The organism is Streptomyces sp. NPDC034103 (genome assembly GCF_055575395.1).
The window spans coordinates 11,827-34,731 of sequence record NZ_JBVISS010000004.1 but is presented as its reverse complement, the minus strand read 5'-3'; the positions used below and the strand labels follow the sequence as shown (position 1 = coordinate 34,731).

The following is a 22,905-nucleotide window of genomic DNA, read 5'->3' as shown; positions in this document are numbered from 1 at the left end:
GTACGGGGGTCAGCCGACGGGCCACTGAGCCACGCGGCTCCGGGGCGGTTCCGGATGGTCGTGCTGCACTCGCCCGTTGCGGATGGTGCCGCGCCAGGCGCCGCTCTCCTGCCCCAGCCCCTCGATGAAGATCTTGAAGTTCACGAGCTCCCGGCGCACCTGCCGCGCGGTCACGCGTGTGACCTTGGAGGAGCGGGCGAGCGCCTTCGCCGCACCGTGCGGTTCGAGCAGCATCCGGACCGTGAGGGCGGTGCCACCCGTCCCGGTCGGCCGGAACTCCACCTCGCCCTGGTGGGAGGGGTGCCGCTCCAGGGCGCGCCAGGCCAGATAGGCGTCGGGGTCCTGCTCCACGATCTCCACCTCGAAGCGGCGCCGCAGCGGCCCGTAGCCGAGGGTCCAGGCGACCACGGTGCGCCTGACCTGTTCGACGCGGCGCACCGTGGTCGTGAACCGGGGAAAGCTCTGGAACTGCGTCCACTGGTTGTACGCCGTTCGGACCGGCACCGCGATCTCGACGGTCTCCTCGACGTGCTGCTCACGCAGTGGCCGTCGGCGCGTGACGCCGTCGCTAGCGGGACGCGGCTCCGGTGCGTCCGGGACGGCCTGCCGCAAGTCGTCTTCGCGCGCCATGGTGGCCTCTCCTCCGGTGGCGGAGCCGGGCGGCCGGGCTTTTTCCGGGGGCCGGGCTTCCCCACGTGTGTCAGGGCTTCCTTCCCGGTTCCCCGGATGGCGCGCTTCGAGTCACCCGGTGGACGGCTCATCGTCGGCGCCTCCGGTTGGACCTGTCACGTGCGGGCACTCGGGGCGCGGTCGACGGGCCGCCCGGGCCGGACCACTCCTTGGAGGCATCGTGGCCGTACGTCATCGTCTGATCCGAGTCGCCCCGAGCGCCGTCTGGGATGTCCTCGCCGACGGCCACCGCTACGCCGAGTGGGTGGTCGGGACCGCGCGATCCGAGCCGGTCCGCGGGCAGTGGCCGCAGACGGACGCGGCGATCCGCTTCGAGGTCCGCCTGGGCCCGGCCCGGCTGGTCAACGAGACGGTCGTGCGGCGCTGCGAGGAAGGCGGCGCCCTGGAGCTGGAGGCCCATGCCGGCGCCCTGGGCACGGCACGCATCGCCATCGAACTGCGCCCCTGGGGCGAGCAGTGCCTGGTGATCGTGGACGAGCACCCGCTCCAGGGCGCGGGCGGGCGCCTGCACAACGTCGGCTTCGAGGCGCTGATCCAGCTGCGTCACCGCACCATGCTCGCCAGGCTGGCCCGGCTGTGCGAGGCGGAGGCGGGGGTCACCGACCAGAAGCCGCGTCCGGCCGGGGTGGCGACCGGTGCGGAGGCGCCCGGCCATGCCTGATGCCGTGGTCATCGGAGCGGGCCCCAACGGCCTGGTGGCCGCCAACATGCTCGCCGACGCCGGGTGGAGCGTGGAGGTGCTGGAGGAACAGCCGGAGCCGGGCGGAGCGGTGCGCCATGACCGCGGCGTCGACCCCGACTTCGTCAGTGACGTCTTCAGCGCCTTCTACCCGCTCGCCGCGGCCTCCCCGGTCCTGTCCGCGCTCGGTCTCGGCGAGTACGGGCTGCGGTGGAGCCACGCCCCCAGCGTGCTCGCCCACCCCCTCACCGACGGCAGCTGCGCCGTCCTCGACCGCGACATCGACACCACCGCCGCGTCCCTGGACGCCTTCGCACCGGGGGACGGGGACGCCTGGCGACGGCTGCACGAGATGTGGCAGCACCTGCGGCCGGATCTGCTGGACGCGCTGTTCACGCCCTTCCCGCCCGTCAAAGCGGCGGCCCGGATGGCGTTGCGGCTGCGGGCGGCGGGCGGGCTGCGCACCGCCCGCACCCTGGTCCTGCCGGTACGCCGGCTGGGGCAGGAGGAGTTCCGCGGCCAGGGCGGCGGGCTGCTGCTGGCCGGAAACGCCCTGCACGCCGACCTCGCCCCCGAGGCGGCGGGCAGCGGCGGCTTCGGCTGGCTGATGTCCATGCTGGGACAGACATACGGCTTTCCCGTCCCCGTCGGTGGCTCCGGCGCCCTGACCGAGGCTCTGACCCGTCGCCTGGAGGCCCACGGCGGACGGGTGCGCTGCGGGCAGCGCGTCACGGAGGTCGTCGTCCGGGGCGGGCGGGCCGTCGGGGTACGCACCGCAGGGGGCGACGCGGTGCGGGCGCGCCGCGCGGTGCTGGCCGACGTGTCGGTACCCGCCCTGTACGGCGGCCTCGTCGATCCCGAGCATCTGCCCGCCCAGCTCCAGGACGACCTGCGCAGGTTCCAGTGGGACTTCGCCACCGTCAAGGTCGACTGGGCCCTCGACGGGCCGGTGCCCTGGCAGGCGGAACAGGCGTCCCGCGCCGGTACCGTGCACCTCGCCGACGGGCTCGACGAACTCACCCGGTTCGCGGCGCAGATCTCCATGCGGCAGATCCCGGACCGCCCCTTCCTGCTGTTCGGCCAGATGACCACCGCCGACGCCACGCGCTCCCCGGGCGGTACCGAATCGGCCTGGGCCTACACCCACGTCCCCCATGAGGTCGTCGCCGACGCGGGGGACGAGGGCATCACCGGGAGCTGGGACACCAAGGACCAGGAACGCATGGCCGACCGGGTCGAACAGCAGGTGGAACGCTTCGCGCCCGGGTTCCGCTCCCTGATCCGCGCGCGCCGCGTCCTGGCGCCCCCGACCCTTCAGTCCCTCGACGCCAATCTGCACGGAGGCGCGATCAACGGCGGCACGACCGCCCTGCACCAGCAGCTCGTCTTCCGTCCCGTGCCGGGCACCGGACGCCCGGAGACTCCCGTCCCGGGGCTCTTCCTGGCCTCGTCCGGCGCCCACCCCGGTGGCGGCGTGCACGGCGCGCCGGGGGCCAACGCGGCACGGGCCGCCCTGCACCGGCACCGGCCGCCCGGTCTGGCCCGCGCCCAGCGCGCGCTGACCCGCCGCGACCGCACCGGCACCCGACGCTGAACGGCGCCACCGCACGTCCGGCGGCCGTCCCCGCCAAGGAGGAGACATGGATGACCACCAGGAGACCCCCGGCGGCCCCGACCCGCACCACCAGCGGCCTGCCGACGTCGACGGCAGGGTGGTGGAAGCCCTCGGCGCACTGTCCAAGGCGCTGGAGACGACCGAACGTGCCAGAGGCCGGCTGTACGACTTCCACCAGCTGACCGGAACCGCGGACCTGGAGCTGGACCGCGCTGTCCGGCTGCTGCACGACGCCGGCCACCCCGAGTGGGCCGAGAAGGTCCGCTCGGAGATCCTCGGGCGCAACGTGATCCCCGGCCACTGGACGTTCCAGATCATCGAGGCCTACAACACCACGTACTACGAGCCCTTCCACCACCTGGAGTCCAGCGCGGTGCGGGAGCTCGCGCAGGGCCGCGACCACCTGTACGAGGCGGAGATGAAGGAGGAGCGCCGCACCCGCGGCCACCCCGACCACTCCGCGTGCCCGCCGCCCCGCGGGACGTAGGACGCATCCGAGCGCCACTTCCGCGCCGAAGTGGTGGTCAGGACGCGCAGTCCTACGGAAGGGAGGTATCCCATGGGCAGCAGCCCGCTCGCCGGCCGGACGGTCGCCGTCACCGGGGCCGCTCGCGGTCTCGGGGCGGCGATGGCCCGGGACCTCGCCCGTCGCGGCGCCCGGGTCGCGTTGCTCGGCCACGAGAGGACCGCCCTGGAGGAGCTGGCCGCCTCCCTGCCGACACCGGCCCTGGCCATCGAGGTCGACATCACGGACCCCGCCGCGCTCGCGGCGGCCGCCCGCACGGTACGGACCGGCCTCGGCCGGCCCTCGGCGGTGGTGGCCAACGCGGGCATCGCGGAGGGCGGCCCGTTCCTGGACTCGGACCCGGCCACCTGGCGCCGCGTCATCGACGTCAACCTCACCGGCAGCGCCCAGACGGCCCGCGCCTTCCTGCCCGACCTCATCGACACGGCGGGCTACTTCCTCCAGGTCGCCTCCCTGGCATCCATCGGAGCCGCCCCCTTGATGAGCGCCTACTGCGCCTCCAAGGCCGGAGCGGAGGCCTTCGCGCACTCCCTGCGGGCGGAGGTGGCACACCGGGGCGTCGCCGTGGGCATCGCCTACCTCAACTGGACCGACACCGACATGATCCGCGACGCCGACCGGCACGCCGTCCTGCGCGAACTGCGCACCCACATGCCCGCCCCGGCCCGCACGGTGTACCCCGTGCACACGGTCGCCGCGCGCCTGGTCGACGGCATGGAGCGGCGCCGTACGACCGTGTACGCGCCGGGTTGGCTGCGGCTGACCCAACCGGTGCGCGCGGCCCTGCCGCCCGTCGTGCTGCGGGTGGCGCGTCGGGCACTGCCCCGGATGGAGGCCGAGCAGTCCCTGGAGCACACCGGACCGCTGGGCGCGGGCGGCCTGGCCGACCGCGCGGTCGGCCAGCCGCACACCTGACGCCCCACACGAGAAGGACACAGGTACCGCGATGACGAACGAGGCGAAGAACCCGACCGTCGGCGGCTTGCCCGGCGATCGGCGGCACGAGGTGCGCGGCGCGACGGCGAGTGGCACGACGGTCCACCAGCCGTCCGCGCCGCGCGGGAAGTGAGCCGGCCACCGATGCAGACCTTCCTGCCCCACCCCGACTTCCGGCAGACGGCCCTGCTGCTGGACCGGCGACGCCTGGGCAAACAGCGGGTCGAGGCACTCCAGGTCCTGCGCGGCCTGACGGTGCCGGGCTACGGCTGGCGCCGGCATCCGGCGGTACGGATGTGGGCGGGGTACGAGGAAGCACTCGTACGGTACGGCCTGGAGATCTGCCGGGTCTGGCGCGAACAGGGGCACCAGGACAGCTGCGCGGCCTCGCTGGTCGCCGGGTGGGCCGGGTCGCGCCCCGGCGCCCACGTACGCGAGCAGGCGGAACTGACCGCCGCCGGGGAACTGCCGCCCTGGCACGGCGATGACGCCTTCCACGAAAGCCATCGCTCGGCGCTGGTCCGCAAGGCCCCCGAGGTGTACGCCCAGCTGTTCCCCGGCGTGCCCGACGACCTGCCTTACGTGTGGCCCGCGTCCGACAGGGAGGGGCTGCCGTGCTGACCACGGTGCGCGAACAGCTGGGCCAAGCCCTGTTCCGGCGGGTCGCGGGCCCCGACGGACCGGCGAACCGCGCGCGCATCCACGACACCCCCGGCCCCCGCTGGTTCGCGGAGGACCGTCCCATCCGCACGGTCCACGGTGACGCCTCGATGTTCATCGGCGGCCTGAGCGCACTGCTCCTGCAGTCCCTGCATCCGCTCGCCATGGCGGCGGTGGCCGGACACTCCGGGTTCCGCGGCGACCCCTGGGGCCGCCTCCAGCGCACCAGCACCTTCCTGGCCGTGACGACGTACGGCCCCGCCGCCGACGCCCAGCGCGCCGTGGACCATGTCCGCGCCATCCACGACCACATCCGCGGGACGACCGCGGAAGGAGTGCCGTACCACGCGGCCGACCCGCACCTGCTGACCTGGGTCCACATCGCCGAGACGGACAGCTTCCTGCGCGCCCACGAACGCTACGGAGCCCACCGGCTGGCGCCGGGCGCCTACGACGCCTATGTGGCCGACACCGCGCGCGTCGCCGAGGCGTTGGGCGTCACCGACCCACCACGCGACCGCCGAGAACTGTCCGAGCGCCTGACCGCCTACCGCCCCGAAGTGCGCGCCACCCCCGAGGCCCGCTCCGCGGCCCGGTACCTCCTCCTACGGCCACCCATCCCGCTCGCGGTACGCCCCTTCTACGCCGGCCTGGCCGCCAACGCCGTCGCGCTGCTGCCGCCCTGGGCGCGCGGCATGCTCTGGCTGCCCCGACTGCCGCTGGTGGACAGCGTCGCCGTACGCCCCACCGGCCAGGTGCTGACCCGCACCATCCGCTGGGCCATGACCCCACCTCCGAGGACACCGCAGCCGCGCGACGACTGACGCTGCTCAGCGGTCCGCGGAGAGCAGGGTCGAGACGGCCCTCGCGTGCAGGGAATCCAGGGTCTTGATCTGCCGCTCGGCCCTGGCCAGCAGCTCCTCGAGCCGGTCGGCGTCCAGGCGCGAGTCCTGGGCGGACGCGGCGAGCAGCGTGTGCCACAGCGAGGCCTTGCCCCGCACCCCCAGCCGCAGGGCCTCGACTTCGAGCAGCAGAGAGAGGCCGGAGCGGCGCAGCAGCCGGCCATTGGGCTTGAGCCGGCCCACCTTCTCGCCCAGCCACGCGCCGTACTGCTTGTACCGCCTGGCGGGCACGTCCAGGTCCGCCAGGAGACGCAACAGGGCGCGACGGTCCCGGGCGATCTCCGCCGCCATGTTCTCCAGGTCGACGCGGTACGGCGGCGACCGGTGCTCCCGCGCCATGCGCTCGGCGAGCGCGGCTCCGGCCGTCGCACCGGCCAGGTGATCGTTGAGGTAGATTCCCAGTTTCCTCTGCCGCGACTGGCCGTCGCGCGGGTCCCGCCCCTGCTTGCTCATGGTCGGCCTCACTGGGGTTGTCAGGTGGTGACGATCGTCATGCCGACCGGTTCCACGGTCATCGGGGCAGGACCGTGCGTTGTCGCAAGCGACGCGCTCCCGGCGCCCCGGCGCGTGTGCCCTGCCCGTACGTCACCTCTTCGTCCGGCGTCCGAGTACCCCCGGCGGCGTCCTCTCACTCCGGGTCCCGCGGTCCGGGGAAACCGGCCTGGTCAGCTGTCCCGGCTGACCAGTTGGTCGGCCAGGCGGCGTGCCTGGGTGAAAAGCGTGCCGTACGTCGCCAGCGCCTCGGGATCCGCGGGTACCGCATCGGGCAGCCGCTGCCGCAGGTCCTCCAGCGTGCCGAGCAGGTTCTCGACGGTCTCACGCAGCTCGTGCTCCGCTCGCTCGTCGTGTCCGTCCGGGGCGAACCGGATCTGGGTGTAGAGGCAGATGGCGCGGGCGGTGGTGTGCAGGAACTCCGCGTAGGGCTTGGTGAGTCGGGGCCCCGGACGGGGCTTCCTGCGGTCGTCGTGACAGGCTTCGAGCATCAGCCGGGTGACGCCGGTGATGTGCACGGCCACGTAGTCCAGGACGGTGACGGCGTCGTCGTAGTCCTGGCCGGGCGGGGACACCATGCGGCTGCGGCGCCGGGGGTTGGCGCGCAGGCTCTCCCGGCCCCAGTCGACCGCGGCCCGGGCCTGGTGGACCAGCCGGTAGAGCCGCAGTGCCCGTTCGTGCAGCTCGTCCGCCCCGTGGGGGTCCCAGTCGTCGGAGGTCAGCCGGTCGGCCGTGCGGTCGAGGATCTCGCGGGCCTCGTCGGCCGCGTCCTCCAGCGCGGCGCGGGTGCTGCGCAGATACACCGGGGGCCGGATCAGCGCGTTGACCCCGATGCCCACGAGCGCGCCGAAGACGGCCTCCGCGACGCGCGCCGTCGACGAGGCGATCGTGACGGGTCCGCCGGTCAGGACGAACAGGGCGCCCGTGGCCGCGTAGATCCCCTGGCTGCCCAGACGGCGCCAGTTGCCCAGCAGCACCACGGTCGGCAGGACCAGTCCCATGGCCGCGATCGAGGAGTCGAGCAGCAGCGCGACACAGGTCGCCACCACCGTACCGGTGGCGATGGCCGCGAGCTGCTGGAGGCCGTGTGCGATGGACCGGTACACGGTCGACTCCACCAGCAGGATCGCCACCCAGGGCGCGACGAACGCCATGGGGGCCTGCAACCACCAGCCCGCCACCAGCCACGCCACCCACGCGGCCAGGGCCGCCTTGAGCGCCTGCACCACCAGATCCCGTTCACGACCCGGCTCGGTCCACGCCCGACGGATGGCCGCCCGGGCCGCCCCGACCTGTCGCCGGACGTACTGGACCGCGCCTCGTATCCCTTGCATGCCAGGTCAAGTGCCACACCTGCCGCAATCAATGCGGCCCCGCCCGCTCGACCTTGATCCCGGTGTCGGATCGCGGGGGTCGGGTCCGCGTGCGTGCGTGCGGGGGCGGTCGGTGCCTCAGGCGGCTGGCGGCAGCGGGAAGAGCAGGCACGAGCTGGTCGCGTGGGCCAGCAGTCGGTCCTCGGCATCGACCAGGGTGGCTTCGGCGAGGGCGGTCGTGCGGCCGCGGTGGACGACGGTGCCGATGGCGCGGACGGGGCCGGTGTCCACCGTGACGCGCTTGAGGAACTTCACGTTCAGGTCGAGCGAGGTGTAGCCCATGCCGGCCGGGAGCGTGGACTGCACGGCGCACCCCGCCGCCGAGTCCAGGAGGGTGGCGTAGACGCCGCCGTGGACGCTGCCGATCGGGTTGTAGTGCTCCTCGCCCGGGATGAGGGAGAAGACGGCACGGCCCTCCTCGACCTCGTCGAGCGTGAAGTCGAGGGTGGCGCCGATGGGCGGGGCCGGGAGCCGGGCTCCTTGGACCTCGCGCAGGAAGTCGAGGCCGGAGGAGCGGCCCACCGCGGCGGCCGTGACCGCGGGGTCGTCCCAGGTGTACGTACGTGTGCGTCCCATGTCCCCGCGTCCTCCCTGCTGACTTCGTCGACCGAAGCTAGCCCGGCGTGCAGCTGACTGTCAACGACGAAGCCAGGTCGCTACCATGTCCGGATGGAGTGGGTCGAGCTCAGCACCGACAACTGCCCCGTCCAGCGCACGCTCGACGTGGTGGGGGAGAAGTGGAGCCTGCTGATCGTGCGGGACGCGGCCAACGGCGTCCGCCGGTTCGACGAGTTCCGCCGCCACATCGGCCTGTCGGAGGCGGTCCTGAGCGACCGGCTCCGCAAGCTGACCGAGGCGGGCATTCTGCGGACCGTGCCGTACCAGGAGCCCGGCAGTCGGTCCCGCAAGGAGTACCGGCTGACCCGCAAGGGGTGGGACCTGTGGCCGGTGCTGGTCGCGCTGCGCCAGTGGGGCGAGACGCACGACCCCGACCCCGACGGCTCGGTCCTGGACCTCCGGCACACCGAGTGCGGATCACCGGTCCGCGCCGTCGTCGCGTGCGAACGCGAGGGCATGGCCCTGACGCCCCGGGACGTGACCGCCCGACCCGGCCCGGGGGCGCGGCCGCGCGTCTGAGGGGACGCGGAGCGGCGGCGGCCGACAGGCGGGCCGTCGGGCGAGGCGGCGGCCAGGAGGGCGTCGGTCGGCGCGGACCGCGGTGGCTGAGTCGGCAGTCGGGGGCGGCGTCGGCGCTCAGCGGCCCTGCGTGAAGCCGCCGGCCCGGGACGCCGACCCGGCGGCTTCGTCACCTCCTTCGCCACCACCCCGCAGGACGTCGACCACCTCCTGGCGGCCGTGCGCCGCCACTCGGACCGGTCGGAACACGGCGAGACGTGATCCGCTGAGTCGGCGGGGCAGTCGTCTCGACGCGCGCGTGGTCCGGTCAACTAACGGCCGCAGCCGGGTTCCGACGGGTCTCGCGGGCGCTTCGGAGGATCCGGTCGACCACCTGGGCGGCCTGCTCGGGGTGCTCCTGGAACCAGCCGCCGAGGTGCTCCCGGACGGCCTCCGCGACACAGGCGCGCACCTCGGGATTGCCGAGGAGCGTGCGGGTGGCGCCGAGGTACACAGGGCGGTCGAGCTTCACCGACACGATCGCCGTCAGGCCGTCGCCGATCAGGTCGGGAGCGGGACCGGGGTCCGCTGTCGTCAGCAGTCGGTGGTCGCGTGCGTACGCGGTGACCGCCGCCGCAAGTCCGTCGCGGAAGCCGTCCACATGCGTGCCGCCCTCGAACGTGGCCAGGCTGTTGGCGAAACCGCGCACCGCCTCGGCGCGGGTGCCGTTCCAGACCAGGGCCACCTCCATCGTGCCCGCCATCCGCGGGTCCTCGCGTTCGAAGCCGATGATGTCCGGCTCGACGGCCAGGCCCGCTTCCGCGGCGAGGGCGGCCACGAAGTCCCGTACGCCGTCCGGGAATCGGAACCGCACCATCCTGGAGCCTCCATCAGGGCGCTCGTCCGTGAGGGAGATGTCCAAGCCCCGGTTGAGCAAGGCGACTTGGCGGAAGCGCTCCGCCAGCACGGCGAACGAGCAGCGCGTCGTCCCGAAGATCTCGGCATCGGGCCAGAAGCTGATGGTCGTGCCGTCCTCGGTCGTCGGTACCGCGGAGACGGGCGGTGCGGTCGCGGCACCGCGCGCATACTCCTGGCTCCGGCTGAGCCCGTCGCGCCGCACCTCGACCATCAGGCGGCTGGACAGAGCGTTGGTGACGAAGATTCCCACGCTGAGGGGGGTCATCGCCACGATGTGCCGACCGGCGGGTGGGGTCCCGGCGCGCATGCTGGTCAGCAGGGCCTCGAGGCCCGGCCCGCTGTCCACGGCAGCAGGGGGCGCGAAGGGAATCCCCGGCACGTCATGAGCCACCCGCACACCGCCGTCGGCCGTGAGCGTCACGTCCACGCAGCCGGTACCCGCGTCCAGCACCTGTTGCGCCATCCAGCCCACGACGTCGTAGACCAGTTGGTGCAAGCCGCGTTCCGTGGTCGAACCGACCCACATCCCAGGCCGCTTGCGGACAGCGTCGAGCCCCTCCAGCACCTCGATGCGAGCAGCGTCGTACTCCGTACCGTCTCCACTCACGAAGACCCCTCCCATGGCGTCCGGTAGAAGACCCCCCAGCCTAGGAGGAATCCCAGAAAACACCAGGTCAGGGCTACTTTGTCGAAGCCGTGGACGGGCGGCGACGCTCCTGGCGGCGAGCAGTCGGCGGTCGGGTGCGCGACACGGCCGAACTGCCTCCGGTGCCCCCGCCGAGGCCGTGCTCGCCCCCATTCCGAGCGCCGCTGAGGCCGCCGATTCGGCCATGAGACGGGGGACCCCCGGGATGCGCCCCGGCCGGGTCCCGCGACGGCGGCGTGGACAGGCTATAGGCGCCTGCCCGGGGCCGCGCGCAGCTCAGGCTCCTTCGTCGAGGGCCGCCAGTTCCAGTGCTCTGGTCATGGCGGGCCGGTCCAGATTCCGGCAGTCGGGCTCTCTGACCAGGGACAACAAGAGGTCGGGCGTCAGCCGGTAGGCCTCGGCGTGGTTCAGCAGTGTCTCGGCGTCGTGGGCGGGCATGGCTCCGTGGTCCTCGTCGGCGATCGTTCTGATGACGTCCGCGGTGTCGACGAAACGGCTCATGCCGCAGTCGAGCCCGTCGTCGCGAAGGGTCGCCGGATACGGGGCACGTGCCCAGGCACCGTTCTCGTACCAATAGACGCAGCCCAGTTCAGCGCCACTCAGCAGGTCCTCCAGCCGCTCGTGGGGCAGCCAGTCGGGGGCGCCGGCGAGCATGTCGACCGGGGGCTGGTGCCACTTCACGCCGCTCGACTCGTCCTCGCCGTAGAGCACCCAGCGTCCTTCGCCCCGGCGCTCGAAGCCCCACCACGTGCAGCCGGAGTCGTCCAGATGGAGCAGCCCCTTGTCGTCCACCCAGGTTCCCGTGCGGTGATGGCCTGCCTGCTCGGCCGCCGTGGTGGCCTCCAGTGCGGCGATGAGCGCCCACCGCGCCCACAGCACCCGCGCTGACGGCAAGTCGCCGGGCAGTCCTGGTCTGTTGATGGTCATGCCCTGCCCTCCGGGCTCCGTGTCGATCACGTTCAGAGGTCAGGCTCTCATGGACGGATTCCTCGCAGCTGGCGCGGTCATCGGATGAAGGAGGAGTCAGGTGCCGACTCGCGGACACCCGCATGGAGGGACCGGAAGCACGGTCGAGCGTGACAAGCCGGTCGGGCGCGGGTCGCGCCGCTCACCCTGACGAGGAAAGGGACGTCGAGACTGATGGGCACGTTGACGGGATGGGAACGGACTCTGGAGCGGGTCGAAGAGGCGCTGTTGGCGCAGATCTTCCCGAAGGAACCGGTCGAGCTGGTCGACGCGCTGCGGCGCGAGTGCGACAGCCAGGCCGTGGTGTGCAGTCGCAGCCGGGTCGTGGTGCCGAACGCCTACGACGTGGAGCTCGCCGAACACGTCCACGACGAGCTGAGCCGCAACGGGGCCGGGGTGGGGCAGGTCCTGACCGACAGGCTGGCGCGGCACGGCGAGAAGAAGGGCTACGAATGGGCGGGGCCGCTGGTGGTGCACGTCGCCAAGTCCTGCGACGTCCCCAACCAGCGCTACCGCGTGACGAGCAGGGTCATGCCGAACGTCCGGGCCGACGGCTTCCAAAGCGGTTGAGCGCCGCCACCGCCACCGGCAGTTGCAGCGTGCCGACGACAAGACCCAGTGTGCCGACCGGGGCCGAAGGAGGCTGACGTGTTCGAGGGGTTCGAGGAGGCGCAGGTCGATGTCGGGGAGGCGTCCGTGTTCGTGCGCCACGGCGGCGAGGGCCCGCCGGTGGTGCTGCTGCACGGTCACCCCCGCACGTCGGCCACCTGGCACCGGGTCGCTCCGCGGCTGGTGGCGGCCGGGCACACGGTGGTCTGCCCGGACCTGCGCGGGTACGGGCGCTCCCGAGGCCCGGAGTTCACGGCGGATCACGAGGGTTATGGCAAACGTGCCGTCGCCGCGGACGTGGTGGCCGTCATGCGGCACCTGGGGCACCGCCGGTTCGCGCTCGTCGGGCACGACCGCGGGAGCTACGTGGCGCTGCGCCTGGCGCTGGACCACCCTGAGGCCGTCTCCCGGGTGGCCCTTCTGGACTGTGTGCCCCTGACGGAGCATCTGTCCCGGATCACGGCCGAGTTCGCCACGCAGTGGTGGCACTGGTTCTTCTTCGCGCAGCCGGACATTCCCGAACGGGTCATCACCGCTGACCCCGACAGCTGGTACCGCGGCGACCCGGAGGTCATGGGGCGCGAGAATTACGACGAGTGGCGCCGGGCCACCCGGAATCCCGACGTGGTGCGGGCCATGCTGGAGGACTACCGGGCCGGCCTCACCGTCGACCGCAGGCACGAGGAGGCCGACCGGGCCGCGGGCAGGCGCGTCACCTGCCCGGCGTTGATCCTCTGGTCGCTCAAGGACGACTTGGAGGACCTCTACGGCGATCCGCTCGCGATCTGGCGCGACTGGGCCACCGACGTCCGTGGCCACGGCATCGACTCGGGGCACCACGTCGCCGAACAGGCGCCCGAGGAACTGGCCCGTGCACTCACCGACTTCCTGTCGCCCGCGTCGGCTGATTGAGCCAAGTCCCAGTCCCTGCCCACGAGTCCGGGGCGACGGTGCCCAGCGGGCGGTGCCTCACGGCGACCGGCCGCGGCGGATCACAGCGCGCCCCCAAGCCTTGCTCGGCACCTCGACACACCGGTAGGTCAGCGCAAACAGAGGCAACAGCCCGACGAGGAACGCCACTTCGAGCGCGAGACTGTCGTGCCGTCGGCGTCCGATCGTGCCGTCGATCACCGCGAGCAGGACAGGGTGGACCAGGTAGACGGAGTAGCTGATGGTGCCGAGGCCTGTCAGCACCCTCGGCACGCGTCGACACCGTACCGCCGGCCCGGTGCCGAACGTGAGCGCGGCCAGCAGGAACGCGGCGATCCAGCCGCGCCGCGTGGAGTGCTCGCCGTCGCCTGAGAAGTACGCGCTCACCACGGCACAGACGCTCACGCCAGCGCAACGGTCCCGCTACCTCCCGGACCGCTCCACCGGAACCGGCTGTCCTCCGGCTGGATGAGAGCGTCCGGCGCCCGGTCCGCCAGGGAGCGGGTGGGGCGCCGTCACCGGTGGGTGCCGGAGAGCGGCTCTGAGGGCATGTCCGACGGCATTACGCGGACGGCCGGCGGGTGGCGAGCCGGTCCAGCAGGGCGACGCTACGAGCCAGCAACGCCCGTTCCTCGTCGGTCAGTTCGGCCTCGATGGCCTGGGCGAGCCAACCGGCCCTGCGGCCGCGTTCCGCGTCGAGCGCGGCGCGGCCCGCGTCCGTCAGCTCGATCAGTGACTTGCGGCCGTCGGTGGGGTGCGCCCGGCGCGTGATCAGGTCCTGTTCCATCAGCAGTCCCACCGCCCGTGCCATCGACTGGGGGCGTACGCGCTGATCGGCGGCGAGGTCGCTGGTGGTCATGGCGCCGTTGCGGTCGAGCGCGCCGAGCACGGCGACCTGGCCCAGCGGGATGCGGTCCTCGTGCTTGACGCGTCGGGTGAGCTTGCCCATCGCCGTACGCAGTTCGGCGGCGATGGCGGCGGCTTCCGGGATGGGCATACGGCACTTTACCCCGCTGGTCAGCACGGCTGAGGCGCTGACCTGCACAGCAAGACTGTACAGCCAAACTGAGCAGCAGAACTGTGCAGCATTGCTGTAAGGTTTGGGTTCGTCGGGCCAGCGCCAGCGTTGTCGCAGCCGGGGCCACGGCACACGACAACGGGAAGGACCTCCCATGTCCGCACAGGCAGCCAGGACCGTCGACGCCGCCATCGAGACCGTCACCGCCCGCCGGATCATCGACAGCCGGGGCAACCCCACGGTCGAGGTCGACGTCGCCCTCGCGGACGGATCACTGGGGCGCGCGGCCGTCCCCTCCGGCGCCTCCACCGGCGCCCGGGAGGCCGTGGAACTGCGCGACGGGGACGCCGCGCGCTGGCACGGCAAGGGCGTCGACCGCGCGGTCGCCCACGTCAACGGGGAGATCGCGGTGTCCGTGCGCGGCCGGGACGCGGCGGACCAGGCGGGACTCGACGGGGCGCTGATCGCCCTCGACGGCACCGCCACGAAGTCCCGGCTCGGCGCCAACGCGATCCTCGGCGTCTCCCTCGCCGCGGCCAAAGCCACCGCGGCCGCCCACCGCCAGCCTCTCTACCGCTACCTCGGCGGCGCCGACGCCAACCTCCTGCCGCTGCCGATGATGAACATCGTCAACGGCGGTGCCCACGCCGACAATCCGCTGGACTTCCAGGAGTTCATGATCGCGCCCGTGGGTGCGGACACCTTCGCCGAAGCCGTCCGTATGGGCAGCGAGGTCTTCCACACCCTGCGCCGCGACCTGCTGGCCGCCGGGCACTCCACGGGCGTCGGGGACGAGGGCGGCTTCGCACCCGCGCTGCGCACCGCCGAGGAGGCGCTCGACTTCGTCATGAGCGCCATCGAACGCACCGGCTACCGCCCCGGCACCGACATCGGCCTCGTCATGGACCCGGCGTCGTCGGAGTTCTTCCGCGACGGGGTGTACGACTACGCGGGCGAGGGAGTACGCCGTACCCCCTCCGAGCACGCCGACTACCTGGCCAAGCTCATCGACGCGTACCCGGTCGTCTCGATCGAGGACCCGATGGCGGAGAACGACCTGGAAGGCTGGCGCGAGCTGACCGCCCGCGTCGGCGACCGCTGCCAGCTCACCGGCGACGACGTCTTCTGCACCAACGAGACGCTGCTGCGGGAGGGCATCCGCACCGGCGTCGGCAACTCCGTCCTGGTCAAGGTCAACCAGATCGGGACCCTGACCGAGGCTCTGGCGGCGGTGGCCACGGCCCATCAGGCGGGCTGGACCGCCGTCATGTCACACCGCTCGGGCGAGACGGAGGACACCACCATCGCGGACCTGGCGGTGGCCACCGGCTGCGGTCAGATCAAGACCGGTTCACTCTCCCGCTCCGACCGCACGGCAAAGTACAACCAACTGATCCGCATCGAGGAGGAGTTGGGCGACGCGGCGCGCTTCGCGGGTCGCGCGGCGCTGCGCCGGGCGTGAACCGCGGGCAACGGTGGACGCGGAGCGGGCCCCCGACCGATCGGGGGCCCGCTCGCGCGCCCTCCTGGGACGAGTCGGCCGCCGCCTACGGCTTGCGGGCCAGACCGCCGTGCTCGGCGATGACCTTCAAAGACTCCGAACCGGGCTCCGGACGCCACTGCGTCACCGGGACCACGCCCGGCTCGATCAGCTCCAGACCATCGAAGTACGCGGTGATCTCATCGACGGTGCGCAGGTTGTACGGCACCGCGCCGCTGCTGTTGTAGGCGTCCTGCGCCTCCTCGAAGACCGGGTCGATGCCGCGGGAGCCGTCGTTGACGGAGAGGTAACTCCCCGACGGCAGCGCTGCCATGAGCCGGGTGACGATGGAGCGGGCCTGCTCATGGTCGGCGACGTGCCCCAGGATGTTGCTGAGGATGAGCGCGGTGGGCTTCTGGAAGTCCAGCGTCTTCGCGGCGGCGGCGAGGATGCGGTCCGGGTCCGTGACATCGGCGTCGATGTAGGCGGTCGCGCCCTCGCGGGTGGAGTAGAGCAGGGCGCGGGCGTGGGCCAGGACCATGGGGTCGTTGTCGACGTAGACGATCCGTGCCTCGGGGGCGATCTGCTGGGCGACCTCATGGGTGTTCTGGGCCGTCGGAAGACCGGTTCCGACGTCGAGGAACTGCCGGATCCCCGCCTCGGACACCAGATACGTGATGTTGCGGCGCAGGAAGGCGCGGCTGCTGCGGGCGATGGTGACGATGCCGGGGAAGACGGCGGTGTACGCGTCACCGGCCCCCTCGTCGACGGGGTAGTTGTCCTTGCCGCCGAGCCAGTAGTTCCAGATGCGGGCGGAGTGCGGCACCGACGTGTCGATCTTCTGGTGCTCCGCTGGTTCGGGCGTCGTCACAGGGTCAGTCATGGGTCGCGTCAGTCTCTCAGCCGAAGTGTGGATCATCCATGGCACAACCTACGTCCGAACACCCGTTTAGCGCCCGCCCGTTCCGGGTTTTGCCCGCCCGGAAAGTGGGGAAGAGGCTTCCCCCTGACCTCTGACCTCTGACCCCTGATGGTGTTCAGCCGTTCCACTCCCAGGTCCGTACGAGGCCGGTGCCGCTCACGGCCGCCAGCAGGTTGCCGTCGGGATGCAGGGCGAAGTCCTGGTAGCGGCCTGCCTGTTCGAGATGGCGGATCTCGGGATGGTGGGTCACCTGGGACAGCAGGCCCCGCCGAAGCCACAGCACCTTTCCCTCGTCGGTGCAGATCAGGCGCATGCCCTGAGCCCCCAGAGCGTCGACGCTCTCGCTTCTGCTGAACTGCCGGTGCAGGACGATCGAACGGTCAGCCGTCCGCCAGACCCGCAGTTCACGGAAGGTGGCGCACGCGACGTACTTCCCGGACGGTGCGACGCTCAGTGCGCAGCCCGGTTTGAGGATCTCCAGCCGGTTGCGGATGTCGAGGGGGACGGGATCGCTGCCGTACCGGTGGACGTGGACCTTGTTCGAGGTGGCCATGGCGACGACACCGCCGTCGGCGCTCATCGCGGATGCCGCGAGCCCCCGGGCACAGGGCACTTCGCGCAGGATCCGGCCGTCGCCGAAGTCCCGTACGGCGAGGCGGTGGCCGTCATGGGTCGCCAGAACGGTGCCACCGCTGGTGACCAGGAACTCGTCGCGGCCCAGGGGCACGGAATGCCGTCGGTGTTCCCCGGTCATGCCCTCGAAGTGGACGAGTTCCAGGCTCGACGGGCGGGCGATGGCGACGCTGTGGCGGGACGGGGAGGCGATGGCCTGGTGGCCCAGGCGCAGTTCGGCCCCGCCCGGGGCACCGGGCACCGCCTCGCCCGATTTGAGGTCCCACCGCTCGATGGAACCGTCCCCGCCGATGACGACCGCCGTGTGCTCCGGCCCGAAACCGATGGTCGCCTGACCACCGGAGTGCCGCGTCCGGCGTAACTCGCCTACCGAGCCGCCCAGTCCCTGTCGGTGGCCCGGGGGAGCGGACAGTTTGGACAGCACCTCGAAGGTGAAGGCCGCGGCGCACCGGGAGGCGGCGGGCTGCCAGACGTCGTCGTTGTCCTCGCCCTTGTCGGACAGCAGGTCGGAGATCCCGCGGACGACCAGGGCCCCGACGCCCGCGTTGACGTACGCGGCCTGAAGGAAGCCGTGTCCCTCCATCTCCACCGCGAGCGCGTCCCCGCAGTGGCGGGCGAGCAGCCGGGCGGTCGCGGAGCGCTCACTGGCGACCACCTTCGAACCGGCGGCGAGGGGTTTGACGTAGGCCATCGGGGTGCGGTCGGGCAGGGGAGCCCTGATGCGGTCGCGCCAGGTCTCCGCTCGGGCTACCGACTGGGCGCGCTGGACGAGGGCGAAGGTCGACAGATGGGTGGTGAAACGGGCCTGGAAGCCCTCCTCCTTGTCCTTGCCCCGTTCGTAGTCGTAGATGTGCCGGGCCGCGACGACGTCACACAGCTTCACGTCCTTCAGGCCGCCGGCGATGCCCACGAAGAAGATGTGGTCGGGCTCGAACTCCGCCACGGCCCGTTCGACCAGGGCAGCCGCGGCGGCGCTTCCCTCTCCCGTCTCATGGCAGGCCACCCGCCACGTGGCGTGGTCGCCGGTGAACGTGCCGAGTTCGAACAGGGCTCCGCGGACCTCGTGCTCGGTGAGCGGTCCTTCGACGTGGTCCAGCACCGCGGCCGACTCCTTGCCGAGCGCGGTGAAGATCACGACGTCTGCTCCGGGCGTCTTGGACCTCATGGGATCTCTCTCATTCGGCTGTTCAGGACAGCGTGGCATCGCCCAGGCCGCCGTAGAAGTACCAGCCGTCCTCGTCGCCCGACTTCGTCATCACGCAGGCGATCTCGACCTGGTCCTGGTCGGTGATGTCGACCGAGAGCTCGGTGACCTTGCTGGACTTGATGACGGCGTCCTCGCCGATCTGGCTTCCGGCCGCGTCGGTGACCTTGATCGTCCCCACCGAGCCGATCGCGTTGGGGGAGTCGGCCACGATGGCGGCCTGCGCCTGGAGTTTGGTGTATCCGCTGGTGCTGTAGACGACGCTGGTGCCGCTGCTGCTGCAGTTGAGCGTGATGCTCTTGGGGTAGTGCTCGCCGTGGACGGTGATGGGCTGGACGTCCCGGTCCCCCTCCACGGGTTCGAGGTCCGCCAGGTAGACCCTGGAGGCGTTCTCGGCTGAGCTCGGGTCGGGCGTCGTCGGATCGTCGGTCGGCGGCTCCGTCTCGTCCTTCTCGTTCTTGGGGTCCAGGACGGTTTCGGGTGTCGCGGTGACCGTCGCCGTGACGGTGGCGCTCGGCGTGGGGGCGTCGGCCTGCACCACCGTGACCTTGGCGCCGAAGAAGCCGGCCGCGACGGTGGCCAGGCAGACCGCCAGGACCTCCACCCAGCGGGGGATGACACCCCAGCGGCGCCGACGACGCCGTTCTTCCTTGTCGTTGTCCGTCTTCTTGGTGAGATCCATGTCGGCCCCCCGAATGTCCGTGCTCTCCGGGCCGGGGACCGGTCGTCCGCCGTCGGCCGCCGACGCACGGCCGAGCGGCCGTTCCGGCACTCGAGCGATGAGATGACTGATGAGCGATGACTGATGAGTGACGACTGATGAGTGATGAGGTGACTGATGAGCGATGCCGTGCCAGGTCGTCTGGGAGCGACGCCTGTTCTTCCCCCTCACGGCTGCCACAACAGTAGGGACCCGGCACAGCGACAACAGCGAAGTTGCCGACTCGCCTACGAGCGCTCGGGACATTCAAGGGGCGCGCGCTCACAGCGCACGCCCAGGCGTGCGCCCTCGGGCTCGGCGAAAACGGATGGACGGGGTGCGGCTCGGGCTTGTAGCTTGCACGGGACCGAGACACCGCCCGAGGAGGTGAGACCCATGAACGCTGTATCGATGTGGGTGCTCCCCCTTTCCGTCGCGGTCGGGCGACTGACGTAGGTGTCGCCGGGAGCGCCTCACCCACAAGGCACTCCCGAAAGGCAACACCTCATGGACTCTTCGCAGTTCACCACCGAGCCGCCGTCGGACGACACCGCGGTGTTCGACGTGATCATCGCCGGTTGCGGGCCGACCGGCGCGGTGCTGGCCGCCGAACTACGGCTGCACGGCGTGCGGGTACTCGTGGTGGAGAAGGAGACCGAACCCGCCTCCTTCGTCCGCATCGTCGCTCTGCACATCCGCAGTATCGAGTTGCTGGCGATGCGCGGGCTGCTGGACCGAATCCGCGCCCACGCCCGGCAGCGTCCGGCCGCCGGATTCTTCGCCGCCATCACCAAGCCCGTGCCCCGGGGCCTGGATTCCGCCCATGCCTATCTGCTGGGCATCCCGCAGCCGGTCGTCGTGCGCCTGCTCGAAGAGCACGCGGTCCACCTCGGAGCCCAGGTGCGGCGAGGCTCGGCGGTGGCGGAGGTCGAGCAGGACGACGAGGGCGTGACCGTCGGGCTGACCGACGGGCAACGGCTGCGTGCGCGCTACCTCGTCGGCTGCGACGGCGCGCGCAGTACGGTCCGCAAGGCGCTCGGCGTCGCCTTCCCCGGCGTGCCCTCGCAGACCGAGACGCTGATGGGCGAGATGGAAGTGGGCGTGCCGCAGGAGGAGATCGCCGCCAAGGTGGCCGAGGTCCAGGAGACGCACAAGCGCTTCTGGCTGAGGCCTTTCGGTGAAGGGGTCCACAGCGTCGTGGTCCCCGCGGCGGGGGTCAGCGATCGCAAGGAGCCGCCCACCCTGGAGGACTTCAGGCAACAGCTGTACGCCGTCGCCGGAACCGATTTCGGTGTGCACTCCCCGCGCTGGCTGTCCCGCTTCGGGGACGCCACCCGGCTGGCCGAGCGCTACCGGGTCGGGCGGGTGCTGCTGGCGGGCGACGCGGCGCACATCCACCCGCCCATCGGCGGACAGGGCCTCAACCTGGGGGTCCAGGACGCGTTCAACCTCGGCTGGAAGCTGGCAGCGCAGATCCGCGGCTGGGCGCCGGAAACCCTCCTGGACACCTACCAGGGCGAGCGTCAGCCCGTCGCCGCGGACGTCCTGGACAACACCCGCGCCCAGATGGCACTGCTGTCCACGGAACCGGGCCCGCAGGCCGTGCGCCGGCTGCTCAGCGAACTGATGGACCTCGACGAGGTGAACCGCCGTCTCACCGAGAAGATCACCGCGACCGGCATCCGCTACGACCTCGGTGAGGGCCCCGACCTGCTCGGCCGCCGTCTACCCGACATCGACGTGAAAAGGGGCCGCCTCTACGATCTGCTGCACCGCGGCCGCGGCCTGCTGCTGGACCGTACCGAACGCCTGAGCGTGGGCGGCTGGGGGGACCGGGTCGATCACCTCGCCGATCCCACGGCGGCACTGGACGTGCCGTGCGTGCTGCTCCGGCCCGACGGCCACGTCGCCTGGGGCGGCGAGGACCAGCGTGACCTGGAGGACCACCTCGCCCGCTGGTTCGGCCGGCCCGCCCACTGACACCGCGGAGCGGATCGCGGTACGGGTGTCCGCGCGTGCGACCCAGGCTGTGGGTCGCACGCGCGGACACCCGCGCCACCTCGGTCCGGCGACCGGTGGCTCATGACGCTTTGGAGGGCGGGCTCAGAGGTAGTCGAACAGCAGGGGAAAGACCAAGGCCACGATCCAGGCCCAGGCGGCGTACACCGGCAGATAGCCGGTCTGCCACTGTTCGAGCCGCGCGAACGGCGTGCGTCGGCGGACGAAGTCCAGCAACAGCCGAGCGGACCAGGCGAGGTTGGCCAGCAGAATGACGTTCTCGCCCAGTGCCGCCGCCTTGTTGGGCGTGGTGCCGTACTCGCTGATGCGCCCGGTGATCTCCACCAGCACCAGGACGTCGATGGCGAGGGCACACAGGACCAGGACGAGTTGGAGCTTGTCGAAGACGCTCGGCGGCGCGAGCGGGTCGCGGGCGGAGATCGAGTAGAGCAGCAGTCCCAGGACCACGGCCAGGAGGACGTCGAAGAGGATCAGCGCCTCGCGTTCCAGGTCGATGCCCGCGCTGGTCCAGCCGACGGTGACGAGGAAGGCCAGCAGGACCGCGGCGATGAGTGGCGTGAACAGCCGCGCCAGCACCGGCGCCATGTTCTCGACGACGCTCTGCTTGGCCTCCACGAGCCAGCCTGCCACCACGACCGCGGCCACCCCGCCGCAGGGCAGCAGCCAGTGCACGACGAAGGCCTCCGGCACGATCCCGATGGCCTTGAAGATCCCGAACACGAGCGGGATCAGGAGTCCGCCGCCGATGCCGATGAGCGCCATGTAGACGACCCACTCACCGGTGAAGCGGACGAAGTCCATGCGCCGCCGTGCGGCGCGCACCTCGTCGGCCACATAGGCGAGGCCCACCACGAACCACAGAGCGATGGGCAGATGGATGCCGGTCAGGACGATCGACTGGGAATCCTCGGCGAGGGGGTACGCGTTGGCCGCCACGGCACCGAGCGCGAACAGCGCCACCAGCGCGCCGACGAGCGCCGGTGCGGCACGTCGACGCCAGGCCAGCAGGGCGGCCAGCCAGGGCAGTGCGAACAGAGCGAGGTTGCGTGCGTAGAACGCGCCGTCGTGCTCGAGGTCGAGACCGAACAACGCCGGCACCTTGATCGACGCGGCGGCGCCGGCCGCGCAGAGGACGACGGGGAGGAGGTCGTGCCGTCGTCCGCGGGCGGTGTCCGTCTCCGGGCCGTCGGTGTCGGCGCTGAGCACCAGTTGCTTCCACAGCCGTTCGGAGTGCTCGCGGGCGAACTCCCGGGACAGCTCGTCCAGTCCGCCCATGCGTTTGACGGCGACCAGGAAGGCCTCGTCGGCGCGCAGGCCGACCCCGAGGAGCTCGTCGACCGAGTCCCGCAGGTGGTCCTCCAGCTCCTCGGCATCGGACTGCCGCAGCTCCGGTCGGTGCCGCACATAGGAACGCCACTGCGCGAACTGCGTCTCCAGTCCCTGCTGCTCTTCCGTCGGGCTCATGCCGGGCCCTCCAGCGGATTCGCCGCCCACGTCCGCAGATCGCCCGGACCGAGCCAGACCTTCCTGAGCGCGTCCACGACGGTGTCCCACTGGCGGCGCTGCTCGGCGAGCTCGGCCAGGCCGCTGTCGGTGACGCGGTAGTACTTGCGCCGGCGCTCCCCGGTCACCGACTGCCAGCTCGACTCGACGTGCCCGAGCCGCTCCAGCCGGTGCAGCAGCGGGTAGAGCAAACCCTCGGTCCAGTCCAGCTCGCCGCCGGACAGGTGGTTGATCCGCCTGAGGATGGCGTAGCCGTAGCTCTCACCCTCGGCCAGGATGCCCAGCACCATCGGTGTCGCCGACGCGGCGACGAGGTCTTTGGTGACCTTCATCTATCGCCCCCATACCTAGAACTGCGATGCATTCTA

24 protein-coding genes and 1 pseudogene are annotated in these 22,905 nt (G+C 71.7%); 12 read left to right on the top strand and 13 right to left on the bottom strand.

What is annotated here, in order from left to right; translation table 11 throughout:
• Positions 1 to 9: 9 nt before the first annotated feature.
• Complete coding sequence (locus ACZ56U_RS09550) at positions 10 to 630, bottom strand: SRPBCC family protein (protein WP_469083453.1); 621 nt, start codon at positions 628 to 630, stop codon at positions 10 to 12.
• A 220-nt stretch (positions 631 to 850) separates the two neighbouring features.
• On the opposite strand from ACZ56U_RS09550, the gene ACZ56U_RS09545 reads away from it, so the two are divergent.
• The 7 genes from ACZ56U_RS09545 to ACZ56U_RS09515 all read left to right on the top strand — a co-directional run bounded on the left by ACZ56U_RS09545 (position 851) and on the right by ACZ56U_RS09515 (position 5,930).
• Positions 851 to 1,351, top strand: a complete 501-nt coding sequence (locus tag ACZ56U_RS09545; protein WP_469083452.1) for an SRPBCC family protein — start codon at positions 851 to 853, stop codon at positions 1,349 to 1,351.
• The gene (locus ACZ56U_RS09540; protein WP_469083451.1) at positions 1,344 to 2,963 is read left to right on the top strand and encodes a phytoene desaturase family protein; all 1,620 of its coding nucleotides are present in this window, start codon (positions 1,344 to 1,346) and stop codon (positions 2,961 to 2,963) included. Before ACZ56U_RS09545 ends, ACZ56U_RS09540 begins: the two co-directional genes overlap by 8 nt.
• A gap of 46 nt (positions 2,964 to 3,009) precedes the next feature.
• Positions 3,010 to 3,471, top strand: a complete 462-nt coding sequence (locus ACZ56U_RS09535) for a hypothetical protein (protein WP_469083450.1) — start codon at positions 3,010 to 3,012, stop codon at positions 3,469 to 3,471.
• 72 nt (positions 3,472 to 3,543) lie between these two features.
• The gene (locus ACZ56U_RS09530) at positions 3,544 to 4,425 is read left to right on the top strand and encodes an SDR family oxidoreductase (protein ID WP_469083449.1); all 882 of its coding nucleotides are present in this window, start codon (positions 3,544 to 3,546) and stop codon (positions 4,423 to 4,425) included.
• Between the two features lie 31 nt (positions 4,426 to 4,456).
• Positions 4,457 to 4,579 (top strand): hypothetical protein, encoded by a 123-nt coding sequence (locus ACZ56U_RS09525; protein ID WP_469083448.1) that lies wholly within the window; start codon positions 4,457 to 4,459, stop codon positions 4,577 to 4,579.
• A gap of 11 nt (positions 4,580 to 4,590) precedes the next feature.
• The gene (locus ACZ56U_RS09520) at positions 4,591 to 5,067 is read left to right on the top strand and encodes an MSMEG_6728 family protein (RefSeq protein WP_469083447.1); all 477 of its coding nucleotides are present in this window, start codon (positions 4,591 to 4,593) and stop codon (positions 5,065 to 5,067) included.
• Positions 5,061 to 5,930: an oxygenase MpaB family protein gene (locus ACZ56U_RS09515; RefSeq protein WP_469083446.1), complete on the top strand. Its 870-nt coding sequence runs from the start codon at positions 5,061 to 5,063 to the stop codon at positions 5,928 to 5,930. The genes ACZ56U_RS09520 and ACZ56U_RS09515 overlap by 7 nt, the downstream gene beginning before the upstream one ends.
• 6 nt (positions 5,931 to 5,936) lie before the next feature.
• Here ACZ56U_RS09515 and ACZ56U_RS09510 read toward each other — a convergent pair whose 3' ends face one another.
• The 3 genes from ACZ56U_RS09510 to ACZ56U_RS09500 all read right to left on the bottom strand — a co-directional run bounded on the left by ACZ56U_RS09510 (position 5,937) and on the right by ACZ56U_RS09500 (position 8,449).
• Positions 5,937 to 6,461 carry a hypothetical protein gene (locus ACZ56U_RS09510; RefSeq protein ID WP_469083445.1) on the bottom strand — a complete coding sequence of 175 codons (525 nt, stop codon included), beginning with the start codon at positions 6,459 to 6,461 and terminating at the stop codon, positions 5,937 to 5,939.
• A 212-nt stretch (positions 6,462 to 6,673) separates the two neighbouring features.
• On the bottom strand, positions 6,674 to 7,834 hold the full coding sequence (locus tag ACZ56U_RS09505) for an FUSC family protein (protein ID WP_469083444.1): 1,161 nt from the start codon (positions 7,832 to 7,834) through the stop codon (positions 6,674 to 6,676).
• Positions 7,835 to 7,951: 117 nt separating this feature from the next.
• The gene (locus tag ACZ56U_RS09500; RefSeq protein WP_469083443.1) at positions 7,952 to 8,449 is read right to left on the bottom strand and encodes a PaaI family thioesterase; all 498 of its coding nucleotides are present in this window, start codon (positions 8,447 to 8,449) and stop codon (positions 7,952 to 7,954) included.
• Positions 8,450 to 8,542: 93 nt separating this feature from the next.
• Between ACZ56U_RS09500 and ACZ56U_RS09495 the strand changes: the two genes are divergently transcribed.
• On the top strand, positions 8,543 to 9,010 hold the full coding sequence (locus ACZ56U_RS09495) for a winged helix-turn-helix transcriptional regulator (protein ID WP_469083442.1): 468 nt from the start codon (positions 8,543 to 8,545) through the stop codon (positions 9,008 to 9,010).
• A 307-nt stretch (positions 9,011 to 9,317) separates the two neighbouring features.
• Here ACZ56U_RS09495 and ACZ56U_RS09490 read toward each other — a convergent pair whose 3' ends face one another.
• Together ACZ56U_RS09490 and ACZ56U_RS09485 are read right to left on the bottom strand one after the other, a co-directional pair.
• Positions 9,318 to 10,514, bottom strand: a complete 1,197-nt coding sequence (locus ACZ56U_RS09490; RefSeq protein WP_469083441.1) for a DNA gyrase subunit B — start codon at positions 10,512 to 10,514, stop codon at positions 9,318 to 9,320.
• A 315-nt stretch (positions 10,515 to 10,829) separates the two neighbouring features.
• Positions 10,830 to 11,480: a hypothetical protein gene (locus ACZ56U_RS09485; protein WP_469083440.1), complete on the bottom strand. Its 651-nt coding sequence runs from the start codon at positions 11,478 to 11,480 to the stop codon at positions 10,830 to 10,832.
• A 213-nt stretch (positions 11,481 to 11,693) separates the two neighbouring features.
• Between ACZ56U_RS09485 and ACZ56U_RS09480 the strand changes: the two genes are divergently transcribed.
• A complete protein-coding gene (locus ACZ56U_RS09480; RefSeq protein WP_469083439.1) occupies positions 11,694 to 12,089 on the top strand; it encodes a DUF3662 domain-containing protein in 396 nt (131 codons plus the stop codon).
• Positions 12,090 to 12,167: 78 nt separating this feature from the next.
• Positions 12,168 to 13,040 (top strand): alpha/beta fold hydrolase, encoded by an 873-nt coding sequence (locus ACZ56U_RS09475; protein WP_469083438.1) that lies wholly within the window; start codon positions 12,168 to 12,170, stop codon positions 13,038 to 13,040.
• 57 nt (positions 13,041 to 13,097) lie between these two features.
• On the opposite strand, the pseudogene ACZ56U_RS09470 reads toward ACZ56U_RS09475, so the two are convergent.
• Positions 13,098 to 13,463: pseudogene (locus ACZ56U_RS09470) on the bottom strand (acyltransferase family protein); the annotation flags it as partial.
• A 157-nt stretch (positions 13,464 to 13,620) separates the two neighbouring features.
• Positions 13,621 to 14,055, bottom strand: coding sequence for a MarR family winged helix-turn-helix transcriptional regulator (locus ACZ56U_RS09465; protein WP_391232135.1), 435 nt, complete (start codon positions 14,053 to 14,055; stop codon positions 13,621 to 13,623).
• Positions 14,056 to 14,230: 175 nt separating this feature from the next.
• Here ACZ56U_RS09465 and eno point away from each other — a divergent pair, with 175 nt between their 5' ends.
• On the top strand, positions 14,231 to 15,538 hold the full coding sequence (eno, locus tag ACZ56U_RS09460) for a phosphopyruvate hydratase (protein ID WP_469083437.1): 1,308 nt from the start codon (positions 14,231 to 14,233) through the stop codon (positions 15,536 to 15,538).
• Positions 15,539 to 15,623: 85 nt separating this feature from the next.
• Here the strand turns inward: eno and ACZ56U_RS09455 are convergent, their stop codons facing one another.
• The 3 genes from ACZ56U_RS09455 to ACZ56U_RS09445 all read right to left on the bottom strand — a co-directional run bounded on the left by ACZ56U_RS09455 (position 15,624) and on the right by ACZ56U_RS09445 (position 18,997).
• Complete coding sequence (locus ACZ56U_RS09455) at positions 15,624 to 16,439, bottom strand: SAM-dependent methyltransferase (RefSeq protein ID WP_469083436.1); 816 nt, start codon at positions 16,437 to 16,439, stop codon at positions 15,624 to 15,626.
• A 154-nt stretch (positions 16,440 to 16,593) separates the two neighbouring features.
• The gene (locus ACZ56U_RS09450; RefSeq protein ID WP_469083435.1) at positions 16,594 to 18,276 is read right to left on the bottom strand and encodes a phosphorylase family protein; all 1,683 of its coding nucleotides are present in this window, start codon (positions 18,274 to 18,276) and stop codon (positions 16,594 to 16,596) included.
• 22 nt (positions 18,277 to 18,298) lie between these two features.
• Positions 18,299 to 18,997, bottom strand: a complete 699-nt coding sequence (locus tag ACZ56U_RS09445) for an NPCBM/NEW2 domain-containing protein (protein WP_469083434.1) — start codon at positions 18,995 to 18,997, stop codon at positions 18,299 to 18,301.
• Between the two features lie 525 nt (positions 18,998 to 19,522).
• Here ACZ56U_RS09445 and rox point away from each other — a divergent pair.
• Positions 19,523 to 20,995, top strand: a complete 1,473-nt coding sequence (gene rox, locus ACZ56U_RS09440) for a rifampin monooxygenase (protein WP_469083433.1) — start codon at positions 19,523 to 19,525, stop codon at positions 20,993 to 20,995.
• Positions 20,996 to 21,118: 123 nt separating this feature from the next.
• Here rox and ACZ56U_RS09435 read toward each other — a convergent pair whose 3' ends face one another.
• Entirely contained in the window at positions 21,119 to 22,498 is a 1,380-nt protein-coding gene (locus tag ACZ56U_RS09435) for a permease prefix domain 1-containing protein (RefSeq protein WP_469083432.1), read from the bottom strand.
• Positions 22,495 to 22,869, bottom strand: coding sequence for a PadR family transcriptional regulator (locus ACZ56U_RS09430; RefSeq protein ID WP_469083431.1), 375 nt, complete (start codon positions 22,867 to 22,869; stop codon positions 22,495 to 22,497). Before ACZ56U_RS09430 ends, ACZ56U_RS09435 begins: the two co-directional genes overlap by 4 nt.
• Positions 22,870 to 22,905: the final 36 nt, after the last annotated feature.